The sequence below is a fragment of the Paraburkholderia sp. NPDC080076 genome, from assembly GCF_050281145.1.
Classification (GTDB): Bacteria; Pseudomonadota; Gammaproteobacteria; order Burkholderiales; family Burkholderiaceae; genus Paraburkholderia.
Genome location: NZ_JBNNWQ010000002.1, coordinates 237,425 through 260,540, shown reverse-complemented (window position 1 = coordinate 260,540; position 23,116 = coordinate 237,425). Strand labels below are relative to the sequence as shown.

Below are 23,116 nucleotides of genomic sequence, written 5' to 3'. Positions count from 1 at the left end.
AAGGGCGACCCGCTAAGAACCGCGGAACGGTTCGCAGGCCACCCAGCTTGCGAACCGTTTTTACATTTTCAGCAGGAGTACGAGGAGATGACGATGGATATCCTGGTCGAGCGCGCCAACGGCGTGCTGACGATTGCCTTCAACCGGCCCGACAGGAAAAACGCGATTACGGCCGCGATGTACCAGACGATGGCCGACGCGCTGGTCGAAGCGCAAGGCGACGCGTCCGTGCGCGCCATTCTGATTCGCGGCAGCGCGGGTATTTTCAGCGCCGGCAACGATCTCGAAGACTTCATGAAGACGCCGCCGATGGGCGAAAACGCGCCGGTGTTCCAGTTCCTGCGCGCGATCAGCTCGGCGGAGCAGCCGGTGGTGGCGTCGGTGGCGGGGCCGGCGGTCGGCATCGGCACGACCTTGTTGCTGCATTGCGACCTGGTCTACGCGGCCGACACCGCGAGCTTCTCGCTGCCGTTCACGCAACTCGGCCTCTGTCCGGAAGCGGCGTCGAGCCTGCTGTTGCAGCGCGTGGCCGGCTACCAGGCGGCGGCGGAGAAACTACTGCTCGGCGAAGCATTCGACGCCGCCGAAGCGCAGCGCATGGGTTTCGTGAATCGCCTGCTGCCCGCGGCCGAAGTCGACGCGTTCGCTGTTTCGCAAGTCGCGAAGCTGGCTGCGTTACCGGCTTCGTCGCTGCGCGTGACGAAAAGTTTGATGAAGCGCGCGAGCCATCAGGAACTGCGAACGCAGATGTCCGAAGAAGCCGTGCATTTCGGCAAGATGCTGCTCGCGCCCGAAGCACGCGAGGCGTTCAAGGCGTTCTTCGAGAAGCGCAAGCCGGACTTCCGGCAATTCGACTGAGTGCCGTGCCTGAGCGCGTCGGGCGCTCAGGTATGCAGCCGCTTCAACCGCTCAAGGCTGCGCCGGCTGCAACGTATCGTAGTCGACGTAGCTTTTCTCGCGGCAGAAGCTCACCAGCCGCACGCCCGCCTTGCGGGCAATCGCAATCGCCAGCGACGACGGCGCCGAGATCGTGGCGACCATCGGCACGTCGACGCGCGCGGCCTTGCGCACCAGCTCGTAGCTGGCGCGGCTCGACAGAAACACAAAGCCTTCCCTGGTATCGACGCGATCGAGCACGAGCTGGCCGATCAGCTTATCGAGCGCATTGTGGCGGCCGACGTCTTCGAACGCATAGCGGATCGCGCCCGCCGCGTCGCACCACGCGGCGGCGTGCAGGCCGCCGGTCAGCCGCGTCAGCGCCTGATGCTCGGGCAATTCGCGGGCGGCGCGCGCGATCGCGTCCGGCGCGAGCCGTTGCAGAAAACCGGTGTCCGGCACACGCTCCGGTTCCAGATCCAGCAGATCGATGCTTTCGATGCCGCACACGCCGCAGCCGGTGCGCCCGGCGAGCGCGCGACGCTTTTCCTTCAACGCGACGAACGCCTGCTGCACCACCTGTAACTGCACTTCGGCATGCGGCAATTCGCCGTCATCATGCAGCTCGACCTCGATGTCCTGAATGTCGCTGCCGCGCCCCACGATCCCTTCTGAAATCGCGAATCCGACCGCGAACGCCTCCAGATCGCGCGGCGTGCACATCATCACCGCGTGCGAAATGCCGTTGAAGACGAGCGCGACCGGCCACTCCTGACCGACGTGGTCGGTGACGGTTTCGACCGCCGCGCCGCGGTGCCGGCGCACCTGGCGCTCCACGGCGCCCGGCTGCCCGGCTGTTTCCAGTTCGTTCAAGCTAGTTCACTCCTTTGCCATGCTGCGCGCGTGTGGGCGGTTGGCGGCCCGGTATGTTGCCGCCGGCCATGCCGCCGTCGCGCGAATAAGGTTCTAAAATACCCCAAGCTGGGCTTGCGTGTTGCCCGCCATCCACGAGGGACATTGTCATGGGACTCAACGAAGCACCGCTTCTGTTCAACTTCGAGGTCGAGTCTTCGGAGAATTTCACCTACATCCCGATGTCGGTACGCTTCAATCTCGACCGGTTCGGGCTGCGCATCTCGCTCGATCAATGGCAAACGCTGCCGCTCGAAGACCGCAAGCTGCTGGCGCGTTTCCCGGTCGAGGAAGACGCGGAGATCGAGCCGAATTTCGATCATGCCCTGTTCGAAATGCTGCGCACCCACGCGAACATCGAGCCGGAGTGGTTCACGCCCGAGGACGCGCCCGCCTGGCGCCGCACGGACAGTGTGCCGGACGGCATCGCGCATCAGGCGCAACTGGCCGGTCTCGCCGCGCCGGGCGTCGCCCAGTGGGCCGAACTGGAGCCGTTCAAGCGCTACGTGCTCGCCAAGCTGTCGCGCAAGCCGGAGGCCAATCACGACTTCGTCCCGGCCATGAAGGAATTCGGCGCGGCCGGCTAGGCGCGGCCGGCTAGGCGCGACCCGCCATTTTTTTTCACTCGCTACCCTCAATCTGTTCCGAACTCTGCCGTTATCCATGGGTTGGCGCGTAAAGAGTCTCGTATCGATGCGGCCCGACGCATCGAAAGCGACCGCGCGCTCCCGCCCGCAGAACGATTGACGTTCGGAACCCATGACTCCTTTTTTATCGAAGCGGCTGCTGATCAACCTGGCGGTCGTTGCCGCGGCGATCGGCGCGAACGCGTTCGTCGCTTATACGCAGATTTGCGGCCAACGCGACGCTGACGCGCGCATGCTGCGTTCGACGAGCGTGCGCGAGGATCTCGACGCCTACCGGGCGGTGCTCGACGGCGGCCTTGCCGCGCTCGGCCGCTTCGAGGCGTCGGGCGAGGCGGCGCCGGCTGGCGCGGCCACCGCCATGGCGACCACGCTCGCGGGTCTGGAGCGCGATCTGCGCCGTGAACTGGCCGGCGAGCCCGCCATGCTCGACGCACTCGCGAAGCTGAGCGCGGACAGCCACGCGTTGCAACACGACATTGACGACGCGCTGCTCCAGAGCGGCAATGCCGTGCCGGACGCCTCGCGTGCGTGGGCGGCATCGACTTACACCCATCTCGGGCTCGGCCTGGATCGCGTCGAAGACGGCCTCGCGGCACTGCGCGGCGCGGAGAGCCGCGCCTTGCAGGCGTCGCTCGCGGCCTCGGCGAGCGAAACGCAGCGGGCCATGTTCCTGCTGATCGTGACCATGCTGGGCGGCAGCGTGCTGCTGATCTTCACGTTCGGCGCCCGCGAAAACAGCGCGCGCGAGAAGCTGCGCACCGTGCGCGCGCTCGGCCGCCACGACGAACGCTTTCGCGGCCTGTTCGACGACCATCCGGTGCCGATGTACATTTTCGATCGCGAGACGCTGCGTTTTCTCGCCGTCAACGCGGCCGCGATCCAGCAATACGGCTACACCGAAAGCGAATTTCTCGGCATGACGATTCGCACGATCCGGCCGAACGGCGAAATCTCGCGTCTCGAATCGCATATGCAGCGCAGCGACGCGGGCCAGCACGGCCGCACCATGGCGGGCATCTGGCATCACCGGCGCAAGGACGGCTCGACGATCAGCGCCGATATTTCGTATCACGCGCTGAACTTCATGGGCCGCGCGGCGTTCTTCGTGCTGGCCGACGACGTCACCGACCAGATCAACGCCGAAGCCGAAGCGCACCGTTCGAACCAGATGCTCGAAGCGGTGATCGACAATATTCCGCAGCGCATTTTCTGGAAGGACATGGAGTCGCGCTATCTCGGCTGCAACATGGCGTTCGCGCGCGATGCAGGGCTCGCATATCCCGAGCAGGTGGTGGGCAAGAGCGACGCCGACATGCCGTGGCGCGACTTCTCGACGCTGCTGAACGACCACGACAAGGAAGTGGTGAGCACCGGCGTGCCGAAGATGAACTTCGAAGTCGATCTGGTGATCGACGGCGTGCACCGCACCACGGTCACGAGCAAGCTGCCGTTCACCGACGGCGACGGCCGCGTGATCGGCGTGCTCGGTTCCTACACGGACATCACCGAGCGCAAGCGCGCCGATCTTGCCTTGCGTCTGCAAAGCCGCGCGCTCGATGCCAGCGTCAACGCGATTCTGATCACCGCGCCGTCGCCGACCGGCAATCTGATCGAGTACGTGAACCCGGCGTTCATGCGCATTACCGGCTATGACCCCGCCGAGGTGATCGGCCACGATTGCCGCGTTCTGCAGCGCGACGACCGCGAGCAGGAAGGCGTCGCGCTGATCCGTCAGGCGCTCGCGGCGAACCGCGAAGTCAGCGCGGTGGTGCGCAACTATCGCAAGGACGGCGCCCTGTTCTGGAATCAGCTTTTCATCGCGCCGGTGCCGAATCAGGAGGGGGTGATCACGCATCACATCGGCGTGATCAACGACGTGACCGATCTGATGCGCTATCAGGAACAGCTCGAATACCAGGCCAACTACGACAGCCTCACGCGCCTGCCGAACCGCAATTTGCTGCGCGACCGCTTGCAGCATGCGTTGATCGTCGCGCAACGGCACCACAAGGGCGTCGCGGTCGTGTTCATCGATCTGGACGGCTTCAAGAACGTCAACGACAGCCTCGGCCACAGTGTGGGCGACCGTCTGCTGAGCGTGGTCGCCGAGCGTCTCGCGCGCTGCACGCGTACCAGCGACACGGTGGCTCGGCACGGCGGCGACGAATTCGTGATCGTGATGACCGACACCGTCGACGAACAGTCGCTGATCGCGTGGATGGAGCGCGTGCGCGCGTCGATCTCCGAGCCGGTGTGGCTCGACGGCACCGAGCTGTATGTTGGATGCAGCATGGGTGCGAGCCTGTTCCCGCAAGACGGCGAGGACGCCGAAACGCTGATGAAGAAGGCCGACCTCGCGATGTATCGCGCGAAGGACATGGGCCGCAACACGTTCCAGTTCTATCAGCCGGAGATGAACGCGAGTGCGGGCGCGCGCCTGAATCTCGAGCGGCGTTTGCGCCGTGCTTTGCGCGACAACGAATTCCTGTTGCACTACCAGCCGCAGGTGGATATCGAGAGCGGACAGATTGTCGGCACCGAGGCGCTGGTGCGCTGGCGCGATCCGGAAGTCGGGCTGGTGCCGCCGTCGTCGTTCATTCCGGTTGCGGAAGAAAGCGGGCTGATCGGGCCGCTCTCGGAGTGGGTGCTGCGCGAGGCGTGCCGCCAGAACAAGGCCTGGCAGGACGAGGGTTTGCCGCCGGCGCGGGTTTCGGTGAATCTGTCGGCGCGGGTGTTCCAGCAACGCGATATCGCCAAGCTGGTCATGCAGGTGCTGGCCGAGACCGGCCTCGAGCCGCAGTACCTCGAACTCGAATTGACCGAAAGCACCATCATGCGCAATGCCGAAGAAGCGGTGTCGATGCTCAACGAACTGCATGCGCTCGGCATCGGCCTTGCCATCGACGACTTCGGCACCGGCTATTCGAGCCTCAGCTATCTGAAGCGCTTCCCGGTGGATCGGCTGAAGATCGACCGCTCGTTCGTCTCCGACATCGGCGTGTCGGGCGACGACGAGACGATCACCTCGGCGATCATCGCGCTCGCGCATTCGCTGAAGTTGCAGGTGATCGCCGAAGGCGTGGAGACGTCCGCGCAACTCGACTTCCTGAAAGAGCGCGCGTGCGACGAGATGCAAGGGTTCTACTTCGCGAAGCCGTTGTCGACGGACGCGATTTCCGAGTTGCTGCAAGGCGGCGTGGGGCGCGAGCTCGCGACGGTTTGAGCGCTCGCGCCGCGGCGCTTACTCTGCCGGTGTGTCCAGGAAAACCGGCAGACCTTCCGCCAGTTCGGAGAACGACTGCAGGAAGGGATGCTCCGTCTTGCTGACCATCCCCGGCAGCATCATCTGCGTGAAGTGCCAGGCGACCGCCACGGTGACGTCGGCTGCGTCGAACTGGTCCGCCTCGATCGGCAGCGCCGCGGCCGCGAACTCGCGTTCGAGTTCGGCGTAAGCGGCGAACAACTGCGTGCTCACGCGATCCACCCACGGCTCATGCTGCTTCTCCGCCGGCCGCAGATTGCGTTCGTAGACGATCTGCACGCTCTTCTCGCACGCGGCGAGCGCGAGGCCCGTGAGGCGGGCGGCGCGCAAGGCGGCGTCGGGCCGCGTCGGCAACAGCCGCTGGTTCGGCCCGGCGAGCGTGGCGAGGTACTGGAGAATCACCGTCGAGTCCATCACGGTCTGCCCGTTGTCGGCGATCAGCGTGGGCGCCTTGACGACAGGGTTGATTCTCGCGAACTGGTCGTAGGTGCTGAACACCGAGATCGACTCGTGCTCGAAGTCGAGCTTCAGCAACTTGAGGCAGATAGCGACCCGGCGTACGTACGGCGAATCCAGCATTCCGATCAGTTTCATCTCATTCCCGTTAGAACATCTATCATGGCGCGCCCGAGCCTCGTGGCCGCGTGGTTCCCCTGCCTACATGGGGCAGGGCGCATCGAACCGATAGATTAAGCATCTCCGCACTGCAAAAAAAGCGACAATTAAAGACGATTTACGTCAGAATTTCTTACATGAAACCTATCCCGCCGTTGACCGCGCTGCGCTGTTTCGAGGCCGTCGCTCGCCTGGGCGGCGTCACACAGGCCGCGCGCGAGTTGCATGTCACGCACTCGGCGGTGAGTCAGCAGATCAAGGTGCTGGAAGATTCGATGGGCGTCGCGCTCTTCATGCGTGAGGCGCGCGGGCTGCGGCTGACCGAGGAAGGACGGCTCTACGCGCTCGACATCCGCATGGCGCTGCGCGACATCACCCATGCGACTCGCCGCGCACAGGCGCGCCCACATGAAAGCGAACTGGTGATCACCACCTTGCCTTCGTTCGCGCAGCATTGGCTCGTGCCGCGCCTCGCCAGTTTTCGCGACGCGCATCCGTACTACCGGATCCGCTTGCAGACGAGCTTGCAGGTCGAGGATTTTCGCCACGGCGCGAGCGACATCGGCATCCGCATGGGACAGGGGCATTGGCCCGACGTCGCGCAACAGAAGTTGTTCGACGACGAGATGGTGGTGGTCGCCGCTCCGCATTTCGCACTGGCGCCGCATGGCCGCTTGCCCGTCACCGCCGAGGACGTGCTGGCCTGTCCGCTGCTCTCGAGTCCCGATACGCCGTGGCATGACTGGTGTCAGGCAGCTCAGGTGGCGGAGCCGGCCGAGGGAGCCGTGGTGCTGTCGGCGAACGACTCGAATATCGTGATCGGCGCCGTTCTGCAAGGCCAGGGCGTCGCGCTCGAAAGGCGCAGCCTGGTCGCGTATGCGCTGGCGCGTGGCGAGCTGGTGCAGATCACCAATATCCGCGTGCCGTACCGTTATCCCTACTGGCTGGTCTGGCAGCAACGCGAAATGCTCAATGCCTCGCAGGCGCATTTCGCGCAGTGGATCGAAGGGCAGGTCGACGCTTATCTGCGCAGCAACGGCGCGCCTGCGGTCTCGAGTCGTGCGGGTTAGCGCGGAATCGTGCGCGTAATCGATTTGCGCGGGCGTTTCGGTCGGATATATTCGTAATTCCCGACTCAGACTGCGCTGGGAACCACGAAGCACCGATTCACGCGGCGTTGCGCCCGATTTTCGCTGCTCGCACCAGGTCATGGGCGGAGCCAGTGACCTTATACCAAGCCTGAAGAAACCGAGGCGCCGCGGCGCCTCGTTTTTTTACCGCGACCCGCTCAATCCAGCAGCGGCAACGCGCGCGGGCGCCGGTCGCTATCGGTGGCGACGTAGGTCAGCGTGGCTTCGGTGACCTTCACGAGGTCTTCGGTGAGGCTCATGCGCTGCGCGTAGACCTCGACCGCCACCGTGACTGACGTATTGCCCGTCTTGACGATGTCCGCGTAAAAGCTCAGCAGATCGCCGACGAACACCGGCTGCTTGAACACGAACGAATTGACCGCGATGGTCGCTACCCGCCCGTTGGCGCGGCGGCTTGCCGGAATCGAGCCGGCAATGTCCACTTGCGCCATGATCCAGCCGCCGAACACGTCGCCGTGGACGTTCGCGTCCGAAGGCTGCGGCACCACGCGCAGCGCGCAGTGCTTTTGCGGGAGTTGAAGAATATCGGTCATCGGGGCACCCTTGAGAAACGTGTTGGCTCGGTCGGCTCGACCGGCAGGCGGGGCATTTCACGACAACGGTACGGCACGTACCGCGCGGCCAACGTGCCACCCACGGCGGGCCAACCCATGAAAAGCGGCGCCAGCCGGCTTCTGCGACAATAGAAAGATCAGGAATTGTACGGGAAAGCGCCCAGCCGGGTCGCGCGACCAAAAGCAGTATGCCGAGCCGGCATGCCGCGGTCGCCGCGCCGCTGCGAACTCCGGCATCTCCACACTCTCCCCAGCCGATCTCCATGCGCCGCACGCCCTCGTCCGAACCCTCGCCGATCTCCACCCAGCCGCGCAACGACTGGCAGACGATCCTGTCGCTGCTGCCGTATCTCGCCACGTATAAATGGCGGGTCGGTTTCGCGCTGAGCTGCCTGATCGGCGCGAAGGTCGCCAACCTCGGCGTGCCGATCGTGATGAAGCGGATCGTCGACAGCCTCGCCTCGGTGCAGCATCTCACCGCGCTCGGCCGTGCTCACGATTCGCCGGCCATCGTATTGCTGGGCGGCGTCGGCCTGCTGGTGGTCGCGTATGCGGTGGTGCGGCTGTCCACGTCGCTGTTCACCGAACTGCGCGAAATTCTGTTTTCGAAGGTGACCGAAAGCGCGGTGCGCCAACTCGCGCTGAAAGTGTTCCGCCATCTGCATGCGCTGTCGTTGCGCTTTCACCTCGAACGGCAGACGGGCGGCATGTCGCGCGACATCGAGCGCGGCACGCGCGGCATCACGCAACTGATCTCGTACTCGCTTTACAGCATTCTGCCGACGCTCGTCGAAGTCGGGCTCGTGCTCGGCTTTTTCGTCGTCAAGTACGAGGCGTATTACGCAGTGGTCACGTTCATTGCGCTCGCCGTCTACATCGTCTTCACGGTGAAGGTCACGGAGTGGCGCACGCATTTTCGCCGCACAATGAACGATCTCGATTCGAAGGCGAACTCACGCGCGATCGATTCGCTGCTGAACTACGAGACAGTCAAATACTTCGGCAACGAAGAGTGGGAAGCGAGCCGTTACGACGAAAACCTCAAACGCTATCGCACGGCGGCGATCAAGTCGCAGCGCTCGCTGTCGGCGCTGAACTTCGGGCAGCAGGCGATTATCGGCACGGGGCTCGTGTTCATTCTGTGGCGCGCCACGCAAGGCGTGATGGCCGGGCGTCTCACGCTCGGCGATCTGGTGCTGATCAACACTTTCATGCTGCAGCTTTATATTCCGCTGAATTTTCTCGGCGTGGTGTATCGCGAGTTGAAGCAAAGCCTCACCGACATGGACCGCATGTTCACGCTGCTCGGCGCCTCGCGGGAAGTGCCCGACCTGGAAGGCGCGCCCGCGCTGCGCGTGAACGGCGCGCAGGTGCGCTTCGAGCGCGTGAACTTCGCGTACGAACCGGCGCGCCAGATTCTGCACGACGTGAGCTTCACGATTCCGGCGGGCACCACCACCGCAGTGGTCGGCCATAGCGGTTCGGGCAAATCGACCCTCGCGCGGCTGATGTTCCGCTTCTACGATCTTGACCGCGCGACGGGCGGCGCGATCACCATCGACGGTCAGGATATTCGTGACGTCACGCAGGATTCGTTGCGCGCGTCGATCGGCATCGTGCCGCAGGATACGGTGCTGTTCAACGATTCGATCTACTACAACATCGCCTACGGCCGTCCCTCGGCAACGCGCGAGGAAGTGATCGCGGCGGCGCGCGCGGCGCATATTCACGAGTTCATCGAAGGGCTGCCGAAAGGCTATGAAACGCCGGTCGGCGAACGTGGCCTGAAGCTGTCCGGCGGCGAAAAGCAACGCGTGGCGATTGCGCGGACCATCCTCAAGAATCCGCCGATCCTGCTATTCGACGAAGCGACCTCCGCGCTCGATTCACGTTCCGAGCGCGCGATTCAGCATGAGCTCGATCAGATCGCCCGCGAGCGCACGACGCTGATCATCGCGCACCGGCTTTCGACGGTGGTGCACGCGCAGCAGATCATCGTGATGGACAAAGGGCGGATCATCGAGCGCGGCACGCATGCGGAACTGCTGCGCGCGAACGGCCTGTTCGCGCAGATGTGGGCGTTGCAGCAGCAGCGCGCGGCCGAGGCGCCGGAGGCGGTGGAAGCAGTGGGTGCGGGAGAGGGTGGGCAATAAAACTTGTGCGATGGTTTTTTGCGTTGTCGCTCGGCAATGCAGCGTGATGCGAAATTCTGGCGCCGAACGCGTGTCGCTCAACGCGTGTCGCTCAACGCGTGCGCAAACGCTGATCGAGCTCGCCCAACTGCGCCGGCGTGCCGACGTTCTCCCACATGCCCTCATACAACTCGCCGCTCGCGAGACCGCGTCCGATCGTGTCGCGGTAATACGGCGTGAGCGCGCGCCGCGTGCCGCGCGGCAGATCGCGGAACATGCGCGTGTCGTACAGCCCGATGTTGCCGAACGTGAACCGTGGTCGGGCGTCGAGCGAGAGCGCGCCGTCAACCAGACCGAAGTCGCCATTCGGATGAAACGCCGGGTTCGGCACCATCACCAGATGCATGCCCGGCTCGCGCAAGGCCCGCAATCTTTCGGCGTGCACATTCAGCGTGGCGTAATCGAAGTCGGCGTACACGTCGCCGCTGACCGCAACGAACACTTCGCTCGCGCCGTCATCCTCCAGCAGCGGCAACGCCTGCACGATGCCGCCCGCGGTCTCCAGCGCCTCGTTCTCGGCCGAGTAGCGCAACTGGACTTGCCAGCGCGAGCCGTCGCCGAGCGTGGCTTCGATCTGCTCGCCGAGCCACGCGTGGTTGATCACAATCGTTCGAAAGCCCGCAAGCGCGAGCCGTTCGATCTGCCACACGATCAGCGGCTTGCCGCCCACGTCGAGTAAAGGCTTGGGGCATGTGTCGGTCAACGGACGCATGCGCTCGCCGCGGCCCGCGGCGAAAATCATCGCTTTCTTCAGGGACATCGTCATCGGTCAGAAGGTGTAGCCGACTTCGTTCGCGCGGCCCTCGAGATCGTCGAGGAGCTTCGCGAACGGACGCAGCGGTGCATAGCGCTCGGCAACCTTGCGCGCATAGCCGATGAAACGCGGCAGATCCTTCATGTAGTGCGGTTTGCCGTCGCGATAGTTGATCCGGCAAAAGAGCCCCAGCACCTTGATGTGCCGTTGCAGACCCATCCATTCGATCTGGCGGTAGAACTCGCCGAAATCAGGATCGACCGGCAGGCCGGCTTTTTTCGCCCGCTCCCAGTAGTACACGAAGCAATCCAGCTCGAACTCTTCGTCCCAGCTCAGGAACGCATCGCGCAACAGCGAGGCGACGTCGTAGGTGATCGGACCGTACACCGCGTCCTGGAAGTCCAGCACGCCCGGGTTCACCGGATTCGGCTCGGCGGCGATCATCAGATTGCGCGGCATGAAGTCCCGCAGCATGAACACCTGCGGCTGCGCGCGGGCGCTCGCGATCAGCAGCGCGAACGTGCGATCGAGCACGCCGCGTACCTTTTCGTCCGCTTTTTCGTCCGTCCCGCGGCCCAGATGCCGGCCGAGGAACCACTCCGGCATCAACTCCATCTCGCGGCGCAGAAAGGCTTCGTCGAACGGCGGCAGCACGTCTTCGCGCGAGGTGAGTTGCCAGCGGATCAGCGCGTCGAGCGCGTCGCGCATCAGCGCACGGGCGCGGCGCGGGTCGTCCGCGTTTTGCGCTTCGGTCAGCGCGCCGAGGTACGAAGCCGTGCCCAGATCGGTGACGAGCATGAAGCCGGCCTCGAAATCGACCTCCAGCACGCGTGGCACATGCACGTCGGCGGCCGCGAGCAACTGCGCGACCTGCACGAATTCGCGGCACTTTTCGGGCGGCGGGGCATCGACGGCGATCAGCGTGCCGCTGCTTTCGCCTTCCGCCGCCTTACCGGCCAGGCGGAAATAGCGGCGAAAACTGGCGTCGGACGAAGCCGGGACAAGTGTGTCGAGCTCGAGCGCATAGCGCGCCACGTGGCCTTTCAGCCAGGCTTTGAGCAGTTCGAGACGGGTATCGGTGGAGTCTTGTGATGAGGGCAGCGTCATGAAAACCGGCGGCAAATTCAGAGGGGCAACGTCTTGCCATATAATACCCCACGACTTTTTTGACGCGGCTCACGCCAGCTTTCGCGTATTCCGCTTTACCGCCCGCCTCATCGTTCGACAGATTGTAAATATTGATGTGCAGCCGACTGTCACGGTCGGGGTGTGCAGGCGGTGGACCGTGACTGCAGATGCTGACGGACGAGCCGATTCGCCAAACGATACATGCCGCCTAGACAGCTTTCCCAAACGACTCCCTCTTGTGCCGTTGTGCCGCGCAAAAGGCGGCTCGTCGCGGCGTTGATCGCCGCTCCGGGCCTGATGCCCGCGCTTGCGCACGCCCAGTTGGTGGGGGAAGCCGCGCAGCCGCAACCTATCGACGCGCCCTGGGGCATGCAGCTTGCCCCGCAGCTGGAAGAACGTCCGTTGCAGCAGGGCCAGAAACCGGCCACGTTCGTGCTCGGCGACACGACCACCGGCACCACCGACCAGGACATGGCCGCCAAGGGCTCGGCCGAGGTGCGGCGCAATACGGTCGTGATCAAGGCCGACGCGCTGCATTACGACCAGGATACGGATATGGCCGACGCGTACGGCCAGGTCCACGTAGTCAACAACGGCAATTCGTTCGTCGGCCCGGAAGCGCACATGCGCGTGGATTCGAGCGAAGGCTTCATGACCGCGCCGAAGTACCACTTCAACGTGACGGGCGGCTCGGGCAGCGCGGAGCGCGTCGACCTGCTCGACAACGAGCGCTCGGTCTTCACGAAGGGCACTTACACGGCCTGCGCGTGCGCGGACGATCCGGCCTGGTACATCAAGGGCAGCGAGTTCGATTTCGACACCGGCGCGGACGAAGGTGTCGCCTACAACGGCGTGCTGTTCTTCCAGGGCGTGCCGGTGTTCGCCTCGCCCTGGCTGTCGTTCCCGCTCTCGGGCGAGCGGCGCAGCGGGATTTTGCCGCCCACGTTCTCGCTGAGTTCGTCGAACGGCTTCGAACTGTCGGTGCCGTATTACTTCAACATCGCGCCGAATCGCGATCTGACGCTCACGCCGCGTCTGATCTCGAAACGCGGTGTGCAGACGCAGGCGTCGTTCCGTTACCTGTCGCCCACGTATTCCGGCTCGATCACCGGCGAGTTCCTGCCGGACGACCATCTGACCAAGACCAACCGCTACGCGCTGTACATCCAGCACAACCAGAACTTCGGCAACGGGTTCGGCGGCTACATCTACTACAACAAGGTTTCGGACAACACGTATCCGGAAGATTTGTCGTCGTCGGTCAATCAGTTCATGAACGGCACCCAGCTCCTGTATCAACAGGAAGCCGGGTTGACCTACAACAATGGCCCGTGGTCGGTGCTCGCGCGCGAGCAGCACTGGCAGACGCTGACGCCGTCGGTCGCGCCGTACGGCCGCGAGCCTCAGTTGAACGTGAAGTACGCGAAGTACAACGTCGGCGGCTTCGACTTCGGCGCGGAAGCCGACTACACGAATTTCCGCATCACCACCGCGGACATGACCGAAGGTCAGCGGGTGATGTTCAACCCGTACATTTCGTATTCGGTAGTCGGGCCGGGTTACTTCGTCACGCCGAAGGTGCAGTGGCACTTTGCGTCGTACAACCTGCGCAATATCGGCGACGACGTGCCGGTCGGCACGCCGAAGAATTTCACCGAATCGATCCCGACGCTGTCGTTCGACACGGGCCTGATCTTCGACCGTTCGGTGCGGATCTTCGGCGAGGATTACATCCAGACGCTCGAACCGCGCCTGTACTACGTGTACACGCCGTTCCGCAATCAGGAATCCGCGCCGCTGTTCGACACCGCCGACTCCGACTTCGGGCTGGCGGAAATCTTCACGCCGAACACCTTCGTCGGCAACGACCGGATCGCCGACGCGAACCGTCTGACGGCTGCTCTCACCACGCGCTTCATCAACGCGGCAACGGGCGACGAACGGGCGCGATTCGTGATCGCGCAGCAGTATTACTTCCAGGACCAGCGCGTCACGCTGCAGCCTACCCAGACCAGCGCGCAGGCCACGCACTCGGACCTTATCGCCGGGGCGTCGTTCAAGCTCGGCGCCGGTTTCGCTTCGGAAACGGCGTTCCAATATAATGCCGACAACAACCAGTTGGTGAAGACGAGCGTCGGCTTCGGGTTCAGTCCGGCCACCGGCAAGGTGATCAACGTCGCGTACCGCTACACGCGCGCGAACACCACGCTGGACAACCAGCCGATCAATCAGGTGCTGATTTCGGGGCAGTGGCCGCTCACGCACCGGGTGTACGGCGTGGGCCGGTTCAATTACGACCTGGGCGGCCACCGGATCGTCGACGGTCTGGTCGGCCTGCAGTACGACGCCGACTGCTGGACGCTCGGGGCCGGGATCCAGCGCTACGCGAACGGTCTGAACACCTCGGGGCAGAATCAGTCGAGCACGCGGTTCCTCGCGCAGTTGACGTTCAAGGGCTTGTCGAGCGTCGACAACGGGCTGATGACCGCATTCCGCGCCAGCGTGGCGGGCTATACGCCGTTGCCGCCGCCGCCGCCGCCGGAGTCGCGGTTCACCAACTACGAATGACGCATCGTTTGACGAATGGCGCATCATTTATAAAGTGCGAAAAGACGGGCCAGGCGCGCCCGACATCATTGGAGTATCTGTGGCAATCATGAAAAAGCTTCGCTTGGCAACGCTTGCGGCCGGTATTGCCGCCGCGGCGTCTTTCCTGTCGGTTGCGCCGGTGCAGGCGCAGGCGCTGGGCGGCAGTAGCGGCCAGACGGTCGACACCATTGCCGCAGTGGTCAACAACGGTGTCATCACGCGGCGCGAGCTCGACGAACGCATGAGCCTGATCACCCGCCGCCTGAACCAGCAGAACGCGCCGGTCCCGCCGATGGACCAGTTGCGCCAGCAGGTGCTCAACCAGATGGTGCTGGAACGCATCCAGTTGCAAAAGGCCAAGGAAGACGGCATCAACATCGACGACGCCACCGTGCAAAAAACGCTCGAACGGCTTGCCGCGGCGAACAACCTGTCGCTCGACGTGTATCGCTCGCGCATCGAGGCGCAAGGCGTGCCCTGGAGCACGTTCACCAGCGACGCGCGTACCGAACTGACGCTCTCGCGTCTGCGCGAGAAGGAAGTGGACAGCAAGGTCACGGTGTCGGACGCCGAAGTCGCGAACTACATCGCCAGTCAGCGTGGCCCGAACGCCGGCCTGACGAGCGATCTGCATCTGCAGCACATTTTCATCAAGGCGCCGTTGAACGCGTCGGAGACGGATATCGAAGCGGCGCAGCAGAAGGCGCAAGCATTGCTCGCCGAAGCCAAGGGCGGCGCCAACTTCGAAAAGCTGGCGAAGTCCAATTCGCAGGCGCCGGATGCATCGAAAGGCGGCGATACGGGTTTCGCTTCACCGTCCAAGCTGCCGCCTGAATTCGTCAAGGCCGCTTCGACAATGCGTCCCGGCGAAGTCAATCCGGATCTGATCCGCACCAACGACGGTTTCGAAATCGTGCGTCTGGTCGATCGCCGCGCGGGTCAGGGCGCCAGCTCGGATGCGCCGAAGCTCGTGCAAACGCACGTGCGTCACATTCTGCTGCGCGTCGGCGACGGCATGTCGGAACCGCAAGCGCGTCAGAAGCTGCTCGAAATCAAGAGCGAGATCGCTTCGGGCGGCGACTTCTCGAAATTCGCGCACACTTACTCGCAAGACGGTTCGTCGTCGCAAGGCGGTGACCTCGGCTGGATCAGCCCGGGCGAGACGGTGCCGGAATTCGAGCGCGCCATGAACAGCCTGCAGGACGGCCAGATCAGCGACCCGGTTCGCAGCGAATACGGCTACCACCTGATTCAGGTGCTGGGCCGCCGCGAATCCGAAGGTTCGGTCTCGCAGCAGATGGATCTGGCGCGCCAGGCCATCGGTCAGCGCAAGGCGGAACAGGCTTACGCCGACTGGTTGCGCGAACTGCGCGATACCGCGTACGTGGAAGTGAAGCCCACTCAGTCGAGCATGCAATAACTGTCATGACAAGCGCCGCCCAGTCCGCCCGCCCACCGTTGCAGATCGCGATCACGACCGGCGAGCCCGCCGGCGTGGGCCCCGAATTGACGGCGCAGGCACTGGCGGGCGCGGCGGCGCATTGGCCCCACGCGCAGTTCACCGTGTTGGGCGACGCGGACCTGCTCGCCGAACGCGCGCGTGCCGTGGGTGTCGATTGGAGCGCACTGGTGGCGGATGGCAAGCGCGTGCGCTTGCAACACCGGCCGCTCGGGGCGCCTGCCGTCGCGGGCAAGCTCAACGCGGCCAACGGCCGCTACGTGCTCGATCTGCTCGACAGCGCGATCGACGGAGCGCTAGCCGGCACGTTCGACGCGATCGTCACCGCGCCGCTGCAAAAGAGCACCATCAACGATGCCGGCGTGCCCTTCACCGGCCACACCGAATATCTGGCCGAGCGCACGCACACGCCGCGCGTGGTGATGATGCTGGCCGGCACCGGCAAGCGTCCGTTGCGCGTCGCACTGGCGACCACGCATCTGCCGCTCAAGGATGTCTCCGCCGCGCTTTCGATCGAAGGCATTGTCGAGACGCTGCGCATCATCGATCACGATTTGCGGCACCACTTCGGTTTGCCCGCGCCGCGCATCCTCGTGACGGGGCTGAACCCGCACGCGGGCGAAAACGGTTATCTGGGCCGCGAGGAAATCGAGGTCATCACGCCGGCGCTGAACCTCGCGGACGCTCAAGGCATCGACGCGCGCGGTCCGTATCCGGCCGACACGCTGTTCCAGCCGCGCTATCTGGATGAGGCCGACTGCGTGCTGGCCATGTTCCACGACCAGGGCCTGCCGGTGTTGAAGTACGCCACGTTCGGCGAAGGCATCAATGTCACGCTCGGTTTGCCGATCATCCGCACCTCGGTCGATCACGGCACCGCGCTCGATCTGGCCGGCACGGGCCGCGCCGACGCGGGCAGTCTGATCGCCGCGATCGAGACGGCGGTGTCGATGGCGCAGCACCGCCGCGCGGGCTGATTCGGCGCTGTCGCGCGGCCTGTGCACGGCGTCTCGCTGGTATCCTGCCGCTAGCTATGTATGCGGCATGGCGAGCGCGTCGAGCAAGCGCGCGCCGCTCAGCAGGTTCCTTTTCTTAAGCAGTTCTCTTTCTTAGCGTTTCTTCGATGTCCACCAGCAGACAGGAACAGGGCCGGCACCAGGGTCATATCGCGCGCAAGCGTTTCGGTCAGAATTTTCTGGTCGACATGGGCGTGATCGATTCGATCGTCGATGTCATCCGGCCGCAACGCGGCGAGCGTATGGTCGAGATCGGGCCGGGCCTCGGCGCGCTCACCGAACCGCTGATCGAGCGTCTGGCGACGCCGGAAGCGCCCTTGCACGCCGTCGAACTGGATCGCGATCTGATCGGCCGTCTGAAGACGAAATTCGGCGGCCTGCTCGAACTGCATGCGGGCGACGCGCTCGCGTTCGACTTCGGCTCGCTGGCCGCGCCCGGCGACAAGGCGTCGCTGCGCATTGTCGGCAATCTGCCGTACAACATTTCGAGCCCGCTGCTGTTTCATCTGACGTCGTTCGCGCATCGCGTGATCGATCAGCACTTCATGTTGCAGAACGAAGTAGTCGAGCGGATGGTGGCGGAGCCGGGCACCAAGGCGTTCAGCCGTCTTTCGGTGATGCTGCAATATCGCTATGTAATCGACAAGCAACTCGACGTGCCGCCCGAAGCGTTCAACCCGCCGCCGAAAGTCGATTCGGCGATCGTGCGGATGATTCCGTACGAGCTGCATGAACTGGCGCCGGTGGACGAGCGCGTGCTCGGCGAAGTGGTGACGGCCGCGTTCTCGCAGCGTCGCAAGATGTTGCGCAACACGCTCGCTGCGTATCGCGATTCGGTGGATTTCGAGGCGCTCGGCTTCGACCTGCAACGTCGCGCCGAAGATGTGCCGGTGGCCGAGTACGTGCGCGTGGCGCAGATCGTGGCGGCCAAAGCCTAAGGCTTGGGGCTTGGGCTCTGACGGGCCGAGGCTCTAGATCGTCACCCGCTTCGCCGGTGCGTTGACCAGCGCGATGCCCGTCAACACCAGCACCGCGGCCATCAGAAAGCGCAGGCTGAACGATTCGCCGAGCAGCAGCACGCCGAAGGTCACGCCGAACAGCGGCGTGAGGAACGAGAACACTGACAGGCGCGACGCGATATAGCGCGTCAGCAGCCAGAACCACACCAGATAGCTGACGAACGCCACGATCACCGCCTGATACGCGAGGCTCACCACGGCCAGCGGCGTGACGGTGGCCACATGCGCCTGGCCGAGCCCGAGCGCAAGCGCGAGGAGTACCACGGCCGAGACCGTCAGTTGATAGAACAACGTCTTGCTGGCGCTCGATTGAGCGAGGCGCGTGGCGCGCACCACCACGGTGGTCGCGGCCCATGCGACGCCGGCCAACACACCGAGCGCGTCGCCCACAACACCCGTGAGCACCGAGCCGCGCGCGGCGTGGCCGTGCAGGAAGCCGTCCGCGAAGGCGAGCGACATGCCCGCGAACGCCACGACGATACCGAGCCACTGAATCCGCCGCATGCGCTCGCCGTCGACGAACCAGTGCAGCCCGAGCGCCGTGAAGCACGGCGCGGTGTACAGAAAGACCGCCATGCGCGATGCGCTGGTTAGCGTCAGGCCGAGAAAAATGCACACGAACTCGCCCGCGAACAGCACGCCCGCGAGCAGGCCGGCGCCCAGGGTGCCGTCGTCGCGAAAGAGCGGCGTGCCGCGTGAGCGTGCCCAGCCCCATACCAGTACCGCCGCAATCGCCGAACGCACGCCCGCCTGAAAGACCGGCGGCAGCGTCGCGTTGGTGCTCTTGATCGCCACTTGCTGGAGACCCCAGATCGCGCACAGGCCGATCATCAACAGGATGGCGAAGCTATCCGGGGTGCGGCGTGCGGGCAGGGCGGAGGTGCTCATGGGGTGGGTCGAGTCGGGAACAGCCCGTACGATATCAAACCTGCCCGAGCCGCCCGCCGATGACCCCACCGCCTACGCGTGCTTCTTACGGGCCGAAAGCACGCCGGCAAGCGTTTTTGCTGACTTAACAACACCTGCTTCAGACTAATTTCGCACGGGTGCCGTTTCGCGATAAGGTTCAGCCACAAACGTTTCGTCAGGACATTCAAGGCACGAACTATCCGCGCGATGCGCAGCCTGTACGAGGAGAAGGCATGAAGAACGTAGGCAGGTGGGCAGCGGCCGCGGTGCCCGCGGCATTGGCGTCGTTGGGGTGTCAGATGGCGCACGCGCAATCCAGCGTGACGCTGTACGGCGTGGTCGACGAAAGCGTGCGCTATCTGACTCACGTCAACAAGGCGGGCGATTCGTCGATCGGACTCGGCACCGGTGGCATGACGCAAAGCCGCTGGGGGCTGAAGGGCGTCGAGGATCTCGGCGGCGGCTGGTCTACCTTCTTCAAACTCGAAAACCGCATCTATATCAACACCGGACAAAGCGATCCCACGCTGCCGTTTTTCAATGAAGCGCAGGTCGGCGTGCGTTCGGATTCGTACGGCCAGATCATTCTCGGCCGTCAATACAACGTCGTGATCGAAGGCGTCACGGTGGCTGGCTACGGCAGCAATTCCTGGATCCCGTACGACTTCAGTTTTCAACCTGAAATCACAATGACGGGCGGCATCTGGACCAGCAACCAGGTGCAATATCAGGCGAGATACAACGGCTTCACGTTTGCGGCCGGCTACGCGTTCGGTGGCAACGCGGGCAATTCCTATGGCAGTCAGATCGGCGCGGCCGCGGCTTATAAGCCGGTAGGCGGGCCGTTCAGCGTAGGCGGCGCGTACGAAGTGTCGAAAGATTCGGTCAACGGCGCGGCCGCGAAGACGTGGACGTTCGGCGGCTCGTACACCTGGAACCTCACGCGCTTTTCCGCCGGCTACATCGTCAATCAGAACGACCCGGGCTTTTCGAATTTCGCCAACGGGCCGTTCACCGCGCCCGTGCTGGCGGCGCTCAAGTACACGGACTTTGCGCGACGCCGCATGATCATGGGCGGCATCACGCAACAGGTCAGCAACAAGTGGCATTTCGCCGCGAACGTCTGGCGCACGCTGCAGGACGGCAAAACCGCCGCGCAGGACGGCTCCGCGTGGCAGTACCAACTGGTCGCCGACTACAACCTGTCCCGCCGCACGGACGTCTATCTGGAAGGCGATTATTCGCTGTACCGCGGCGACCTGATCGGCGCGCAACTGCAGGGCGTCAACAGCGTCGGGCTCGCGCAGAAGGGCTCGCAGATCGGCTTGATGGCAGGCGTGCGGCATCAATTCTGAGTACTGATTCACAGAGGGCACTCTCTGCAGCGTCGCGGGATTCCGGGTACATTGACGGTCTCGTTACCACGCAACAGGGAGTGCATAATGCGCCTTCTTCACACTATGCTCCGGGTCGGCGACCTGGACCGTTCGATCGCCTTCTACACCGAACTGCTCGGCATGAAACTGCTGCGCCGCGATGATTATCCGGACGGCAAATTCACGCTGGCATTCGTCGGTTACGAAGACGAACGCAATGGCACCGTGCTCGAACTCACCCACAACTGGGACACGCCCACCTACGACCTCGGCACCGGCTTCGGCCACCTCGCTGTCGAAGTGGAAGATGCATACGCCGCATGTGACAAAATCAAGGCACAAGGCGGTACGGTCGTGCGCGAAGCCGGCCCGATGAAACACGGCACGACCGTGATTGCTTTCGTCACGGACCCGGACGGCTACAAGATCGAGTTCATCCAGAAGAAGAAATAAGGCAGGCGGCAGGGCGAGGTCGAACAATGAATAACATCAATCCCTACTTCAAAGAACTCGACGAGATCCACGTCGAAATCGAAGCCCTGTTCGACGGTTCCGCGGACGAAGGCGCGCTGCAGCGAATCATGGCCCGCTTCTCGCCGCAGTTCACGCTGGTCATGACATCGGGCATCGCGCTGGATCACGCCGGCCTGCGCGAGATTTTCTCGAAGCTGCACGGCGCGCGTCCGGGCTCGCAAATCGCGATCCGCGACAAGGAGATCGTCGCTGAGTACCCGTCAGGCGCGGTGGTGAAATATCGCGAGTATCAGCGCGACAACGCCGGCAACGCGAACGTGCGGCGCTCCACGGCGGTGATGGATCTCGACGCGCATGGCAAGGTGACGTGGCGTCATCTGCAGGAAACCTTCTGCTCCGAATGAGCGGCAGTGCGTGACAAACCGGCGCTTCAGGCTGAAGCGCCGGTTTCATTCAAAGCGCGAGGAAGGCCTCAAAGCGTTGGCAGCAATTCCGGCGGATGCGACTTCAACGTCTGGCGCGCTTCGCGGAATTCCGGAAAGATCGATTCGACTGTTTGCCAGAAGCGTGGGCTGTGATTCATTTCACGCAGGTGCGCGAGCTCGTGCGCGACCACGTAATCAATAATGGAAAGCGGGAAGTGAATCAGCCGCCAGTTCAGGCGAATCTTGCCGTCGCTCGAACAACTGCCCCAACGCGTCGCCGCTGACGAGAGCGCGTATGCGCGATAGTTCACGCCCAGTTTCTCCGCGTAAATCGCGAGGCGCTCGCCGAACAAGCGCTTCGCTTCACCCTGCAGCCAGCCTTGCACGCGATCCTTGATCTGCTGCGGATCCGCCTGCAAGGGCAGCGGCACTTGCAACGCCGCATCTTCCGCGCTGAATGCGAGCGTGCCTTGCGGCGCGCCGAGTTTCACGCGCACCGGCTGACCGAGATACGGCACCTCGGCGCCGTCTTTCCAGTCGACCTTCGGCAACGCGCGCTGCTCGACACGCGTCTGCCACTCGATCAGCTTCGTGAAAATCCAGCGCTGCTTTTCGGTGATCGCGGTTTCGATATCGGCGAGCGTGACCCAGCGCGGCGCGGTGATCGTCAGACCGGTGCTGTCGATCGCAAAGCCGATCGAGCGGCGCGCCGAACGCTTGAGCGCGTAATGGAGCGTGCGTGAGCCGATCGCGAGGCTGCGCAACTTGCTGCCATCCGGCGCAAGCGGCACGGCCGGCTGCTGGCCGCCTGGCGAACTCTGCGAAGCACCGGGCGTAGGTGCGGAAGGTGAAGGGGACGACGACGTCGACCCCGGCTCGGCGAAGAGCGGGAGATCGAGTTGCCGGTTATCGAGCGCCGCAGCGGGCTGTGGCGTGGGAGACTTCTGCATCGGATTCGGCTTCGCGCAAATACGCCTTCGAGGGCGTGGGCGCGTCAGATTGGTGCGGCGGCGGAACTGCTTTCCGCCGCGCGGTACGCGGTAGGATCGATGCGACGCATTTCAGCTTCGATCCACTGTTCGACGCGCGTGTTCACTTCATCGGGCGTGAGCCCCGTCGTGTCGATCGGCTTGCCGATCGACACTGTGACTATACCCGCATATTTGAGAAACGAGTTGCGAGGCCACACACGTCCTGCGTTGTGCGCGATCGGCACGACCGGCGCGCCGGTGGCCGTCGCGAAACGCGCGCCGCCGGTTTTGTACTTGCCTTGCTTGCCGGTCGGCGTGCGCGTGCCTTCCGGAAACATGATGACCCAGGCGCCTTCCGCCATGCGTGCCTTGCCTTGCTTGATGACCGATTCGAACGCGTACTTGCCTTCCTTGCGATCGATATGAACCATCTTCAGCATGCCGAGCGCCCAGCCGAAGAACGGCACGTACAGCAGTTCGCGCTTGAACACGTAGCACAGCGGCCGCGGCATCAGCGCCGGAAACGCCAGCGTTTCCCATGCCGATTGATGCTTGGAGAGCAGCACGGCGGGACCGTTGGGCAGGTTTTCGAAGCCTTCGATGTTGTAGCGGATACCGTTGAGCCAACGCACCGTATGCAGCGTCGCGCGACACCAGCCGGCGGCCATCCAGTAGCGATTGTCGGCGCGCATGAACGGGAATGCGATGAAGCATGCAGTCGCGTACGGCACCGTGAACAGAACGAAGTAGATCAGCAGAAGCAAAGAACGGATGAAGCGCATCGGCG

General features: G+C 63.9%; 20 protein-coding genes. 12 read left to right on the top strand and 8 right to left on the bottom strand.

What is annotated here, in order from left to right:
• The first annotated feature begins 87 nt into the window (after positions 1-87).
• Positions 88-858 (top strand): enoyl-CoA hydratase, encoded by a 771-nt coding sequence (locus ACQKRQ_RS08535; protein WP_408178321.1) that lies wholly within the window; start codon positions 88-90, stop codon positions 856-858.
• Positions 859-909: 51 nt separating this feature from the next.
• Here the strand turns inward: ACQKRQ_RS08535 and fdhD are convergent, their stop codons facing one another.
• Positions 910-1,749, bottom strand: coding sequence for a formate dehydrogenase accessory sulfurtransferase FdhD (gene fdhD, locus ACQKRQ_RS08530; RefSeq protein WP_132376061.1), 840 nt, complete (start codon positions 1,747-1,749; stop codon positions 910-912).
• A gap of 149 nt (positions 1,750-1,898) precedes the next feature.
• Between fdhD and ACQKRQ_RS08525 the strand changes: the two genes are divergently transcribed.
• Both ACQKRQ_RS08525 and ACQKRQ_RS08520 read left to right on the top strand, forming a co-directional pair.
• Positions 1,899-2,375 carry a nitrate reductase associated protein gene (locus ACQKRQ_RS08525; RefSeq protein WP_132376060.1) on the top strand — a complete coding sequence of 159 codons (477 nt, stop codon included), beginning with the start codon at positions 1,899-1,901 and terminating at the stop codon, positions 2,373-2,375.
• Positions 2,376-2,547: 172 nt separating this feature from the next.
• Entirely contained in the window at positions 2,548-5,658 is a 3,111-nt protein-coding gene (locus ACQKRQ_RS08520; protein WP_342960135.1) for a sensor domain-containing protein, read from the top strand.
• Between the two features lie 18 nt (positions 5,659-5,676).
• Here ACQKRQ_RS08520 and ACQKRQ_RS08515 read toward each other — a convergent pair whose 3' ends face one another.
• A complete protein-coding gene (locus ACQKRQ_RS08515) occupies positions 5,677-6,291 on the bottom strand; it encodes a glutathione S-transferase N-terminal domain-containing protein (protein ID WP_427476369.1) in 615 nt (204 codons plus the stop codon).
• A 158-nt stretch (positions 6,292-6,449) separates the two neighbouring features.
• Between ACQKRQ_RS08515 and ACQKRQ_RS08510 the strand changes: the two genes are divergently transcribed.
• Complete coding sequence (locus ACQKRQ_RS08510; protein WP_427476367.1) at positions 6,450-7,382, top strand: LysR substrate-binding domain-containing protein; 933 nt, start codon at positions 6,450-6,452, stop codon at positions 7,380-7,382.
• Positions 7,383-7,600: 218 nt separating this feature from the next.
• Here the strand turns inward: ACQKRQ_RS08510 and ACQKRQ_RS08505 are convergent, their stop codons facing one another.
• Positions 7,601-7,996: an acyl-CoA thioesterase gene (locus ACQKRQ_RS08505; RefSeq protein WP_132376056.1), complete on the bottom strand. Its 396-nt coding sequence runs from the start codon at positions 7,994-7,996 to the stop codon at positions 7,601-7,603.
• 284 nt (positions 7,997-8,280) lie between these two features.
• Between ACQKRQ_RS08505 and ACQKRQ_RS08500 the strand changes: the two genes are divergently transcribed.
• Positions 8,281-10,170, top strand: a complete 1,890-nt coding sequence (locus tag ACQKRQ_RS08500) for an ABCB family ABC transporter ATP-binding protein/permease (RefSeq protein WP_427476365.1) — start codon at positions 8,281-8,283, stop codon at positions 10,168-10,170.
• Between the two features lie 91 nt (positions 10,171-10,261).
• Here the strand turns inward: ACQKRQ_RS08500 and murU are convergent, their stop codons facing one another.
• Together murU and ACQKRQ_RS08490 are read right to left on the bottom strand one after the other, a co-directional pair.
• Complete coding sequence (gene murU, locus ACQKRQ_RS08495; protein WP_427476363.1) at positions 10,262-10,975, bottom strand: N-acetylmuramate alpha-1-phosphate uridylyltransferase MurU; 714 nt, start codon at positions 10,973-10,975, stop codon at positions 10,262-10,264.
• 3 nt (positions 10,976-10,978) lie between these two features.
• Complete coding sequence (locus ACQKRQ_RS08490; RefSeq protein WP_427476361.1) at positions 10,979-12,070, bottom strand: aminoglycoside phosphotransferase family protein; 1,092 nt, start codon at positions 12,068-12,070, stop codon at positions 10,979-10,981.
• 222 nt (positions 12,071-12,292) lie between these two features.
• Here ACQKRQ_RS08490 and ACQKRQ_RS08485 point away from each other — a divergent pair, with 222 nt between their 5' ends.
• The 4 genes from ACQKRQ_RS08485 to rsmA all read left to right on the top strand — a co-directional run bounded on the left by ACQKRQ_RS08485 (position 12,293) and on the right by rsmA (position 18,093).
• Entirely contained in the window at positions 12,293-14,659 is a 2,367-nt protein-coding gene (locus ACQKRQ_RS08485; protein ID WP_427476359.1) for an LPS-assembly protein LptD, read from the top strand.
• A 79-nt stretch (positions 14,660-14,738) separates the two neighbouring features.
• Positions 14,739-16,100, top strand: a complete 1,362-nt coding sequence (locus tag ACQKRQ_RS08480) for a peptidylprolyl isomerase (RefSeq protein WP_132376051.1) — start codon at positions 14,739-14,741, stop codon at positions 16,098-16,100.
• A gap of 5 nt (positions 16,101-16,105) precedes the next feature.
• Positions 16,106-17,116, top strand: coding sequence for a 4-hydroxythreonine-4-phosphate dehydrogenase PdxA (gene pdxA / locus ACQKRQ_RS08475; protein WP_132376050.1), 1,011 nt, complete (start codon positions 16,106-16,108; stop codon positions 17,114-17,116).
• A 146-nt stretch (positions 17,117-17,262) separates the two neighbouring features.
• Positions 17,263-18,093: a 16S rRNA (adenine(1518)-N(6)/adenine(1519)-N(6))-dimethyltransferase RsmA gene (gene rsmA, locus ACQKRQ_RS08470; protein ID WP_427476356.1), complete on the top strand. Its 831-nt coding sequence runs from the start codon at positions 17,263-17,265 to the stop codon at positions 18,091-18,093.
• 33 nt (positions 18,094-18,126) lie between these two features.
• On the opposite strand, the gene ACQKRQ_RS08465 is transcribed toward rsmA, so the two are convergent.
• A complete protein-coding gene (locus ACQKRQ_RS08465; RefSeq protein ID WP_408178331.1) occupies positions 18,127-19,062 on the bottom strand; it encodes a DMT family transporter in 936 nt (311 codons plus the stop codon).
• A gap of 254 nt (positions 19,063-19,316) precedes the next feature.
• Between ACQKRQ_RS08465 and ACQKRQ_RS08460 the strand changes: the two genes are divergently transcribed.
• From ACQKRQ_RS08460 to ACQKRQ_RS08450, 3 genes are all read left to right on the top strand, one after another.
• Positions 19,317-20,438, top strand: a complete 1,122-nt coding sequence (locus ACQKRQ_RS08460) for a porin (RefSeq protein WP_132376047.1) — start codon at positions 19,317-19,319, stop codon at positions 20,436-20,438.
• 87 nt (positions 20,439-20,525) lie between these two features.
• On the top strand, positions 20,526-20,912 hold the full coding sequence (gloA, locus tag ACQKRQ_RS08455) for a lactoylglutathione lyase (RefSeq protein ID WP_132376046.1): 387 nt from the start codon (positions 20,526-20,528) through the stop codon (positions 20,910-20,912).
• A 26-nt stretch (positions 20,913-20,938) separates the two neighbouring features.
• Positions 20,939-21,337 (top strand): hypothetical protein, encoded by a 399-nt coding sequence (locus ACQKRQ_RS08450; protein WP_427476353.1) that lies wholly within the window; start codon positions 20,939-20,941, stop codon positions 21,335-21,337.
• 68 nt (positions 21,338-21,405) lie between these two features.
• Here ACQKRQ_RS08450 and ACQKRQ_RS08445 read toward each other — a convergent pair whose 3' ends face one another.
• Together ACQKRQ_RS08445 and ACQKRQ_RS08440 are read right to left on the bottom strand one after the other, a co-directional pair.
• A complete protein-coding gene (locus ACQKRQ_RS08445; RefSeq protein ID WP_132376044.1) occupies positions 21,406-22,308 on the bottom strand; it encodes a M48 family metallopeptidase in 903 nt (300 codons plus the stop codon).
• A 44-nt stretch (positions 22,309-22,352) separates the two neighbouring features.
• Positions 22,353-23,111 carry a lysophospholipid acyltransferase family protein gene (locus ACQKRQ_RS08440; protein WP_132376043.1) on the bottom strand — a complete coding sequence of 253 codons (759 nt, stop codon included), beginning with the start codon at positions 23,109-23,111 and terminating at the stop codon, positions 22,353-22,355.
• Positions 23,112-23,116: the final 5 nt, after the last annotated feature.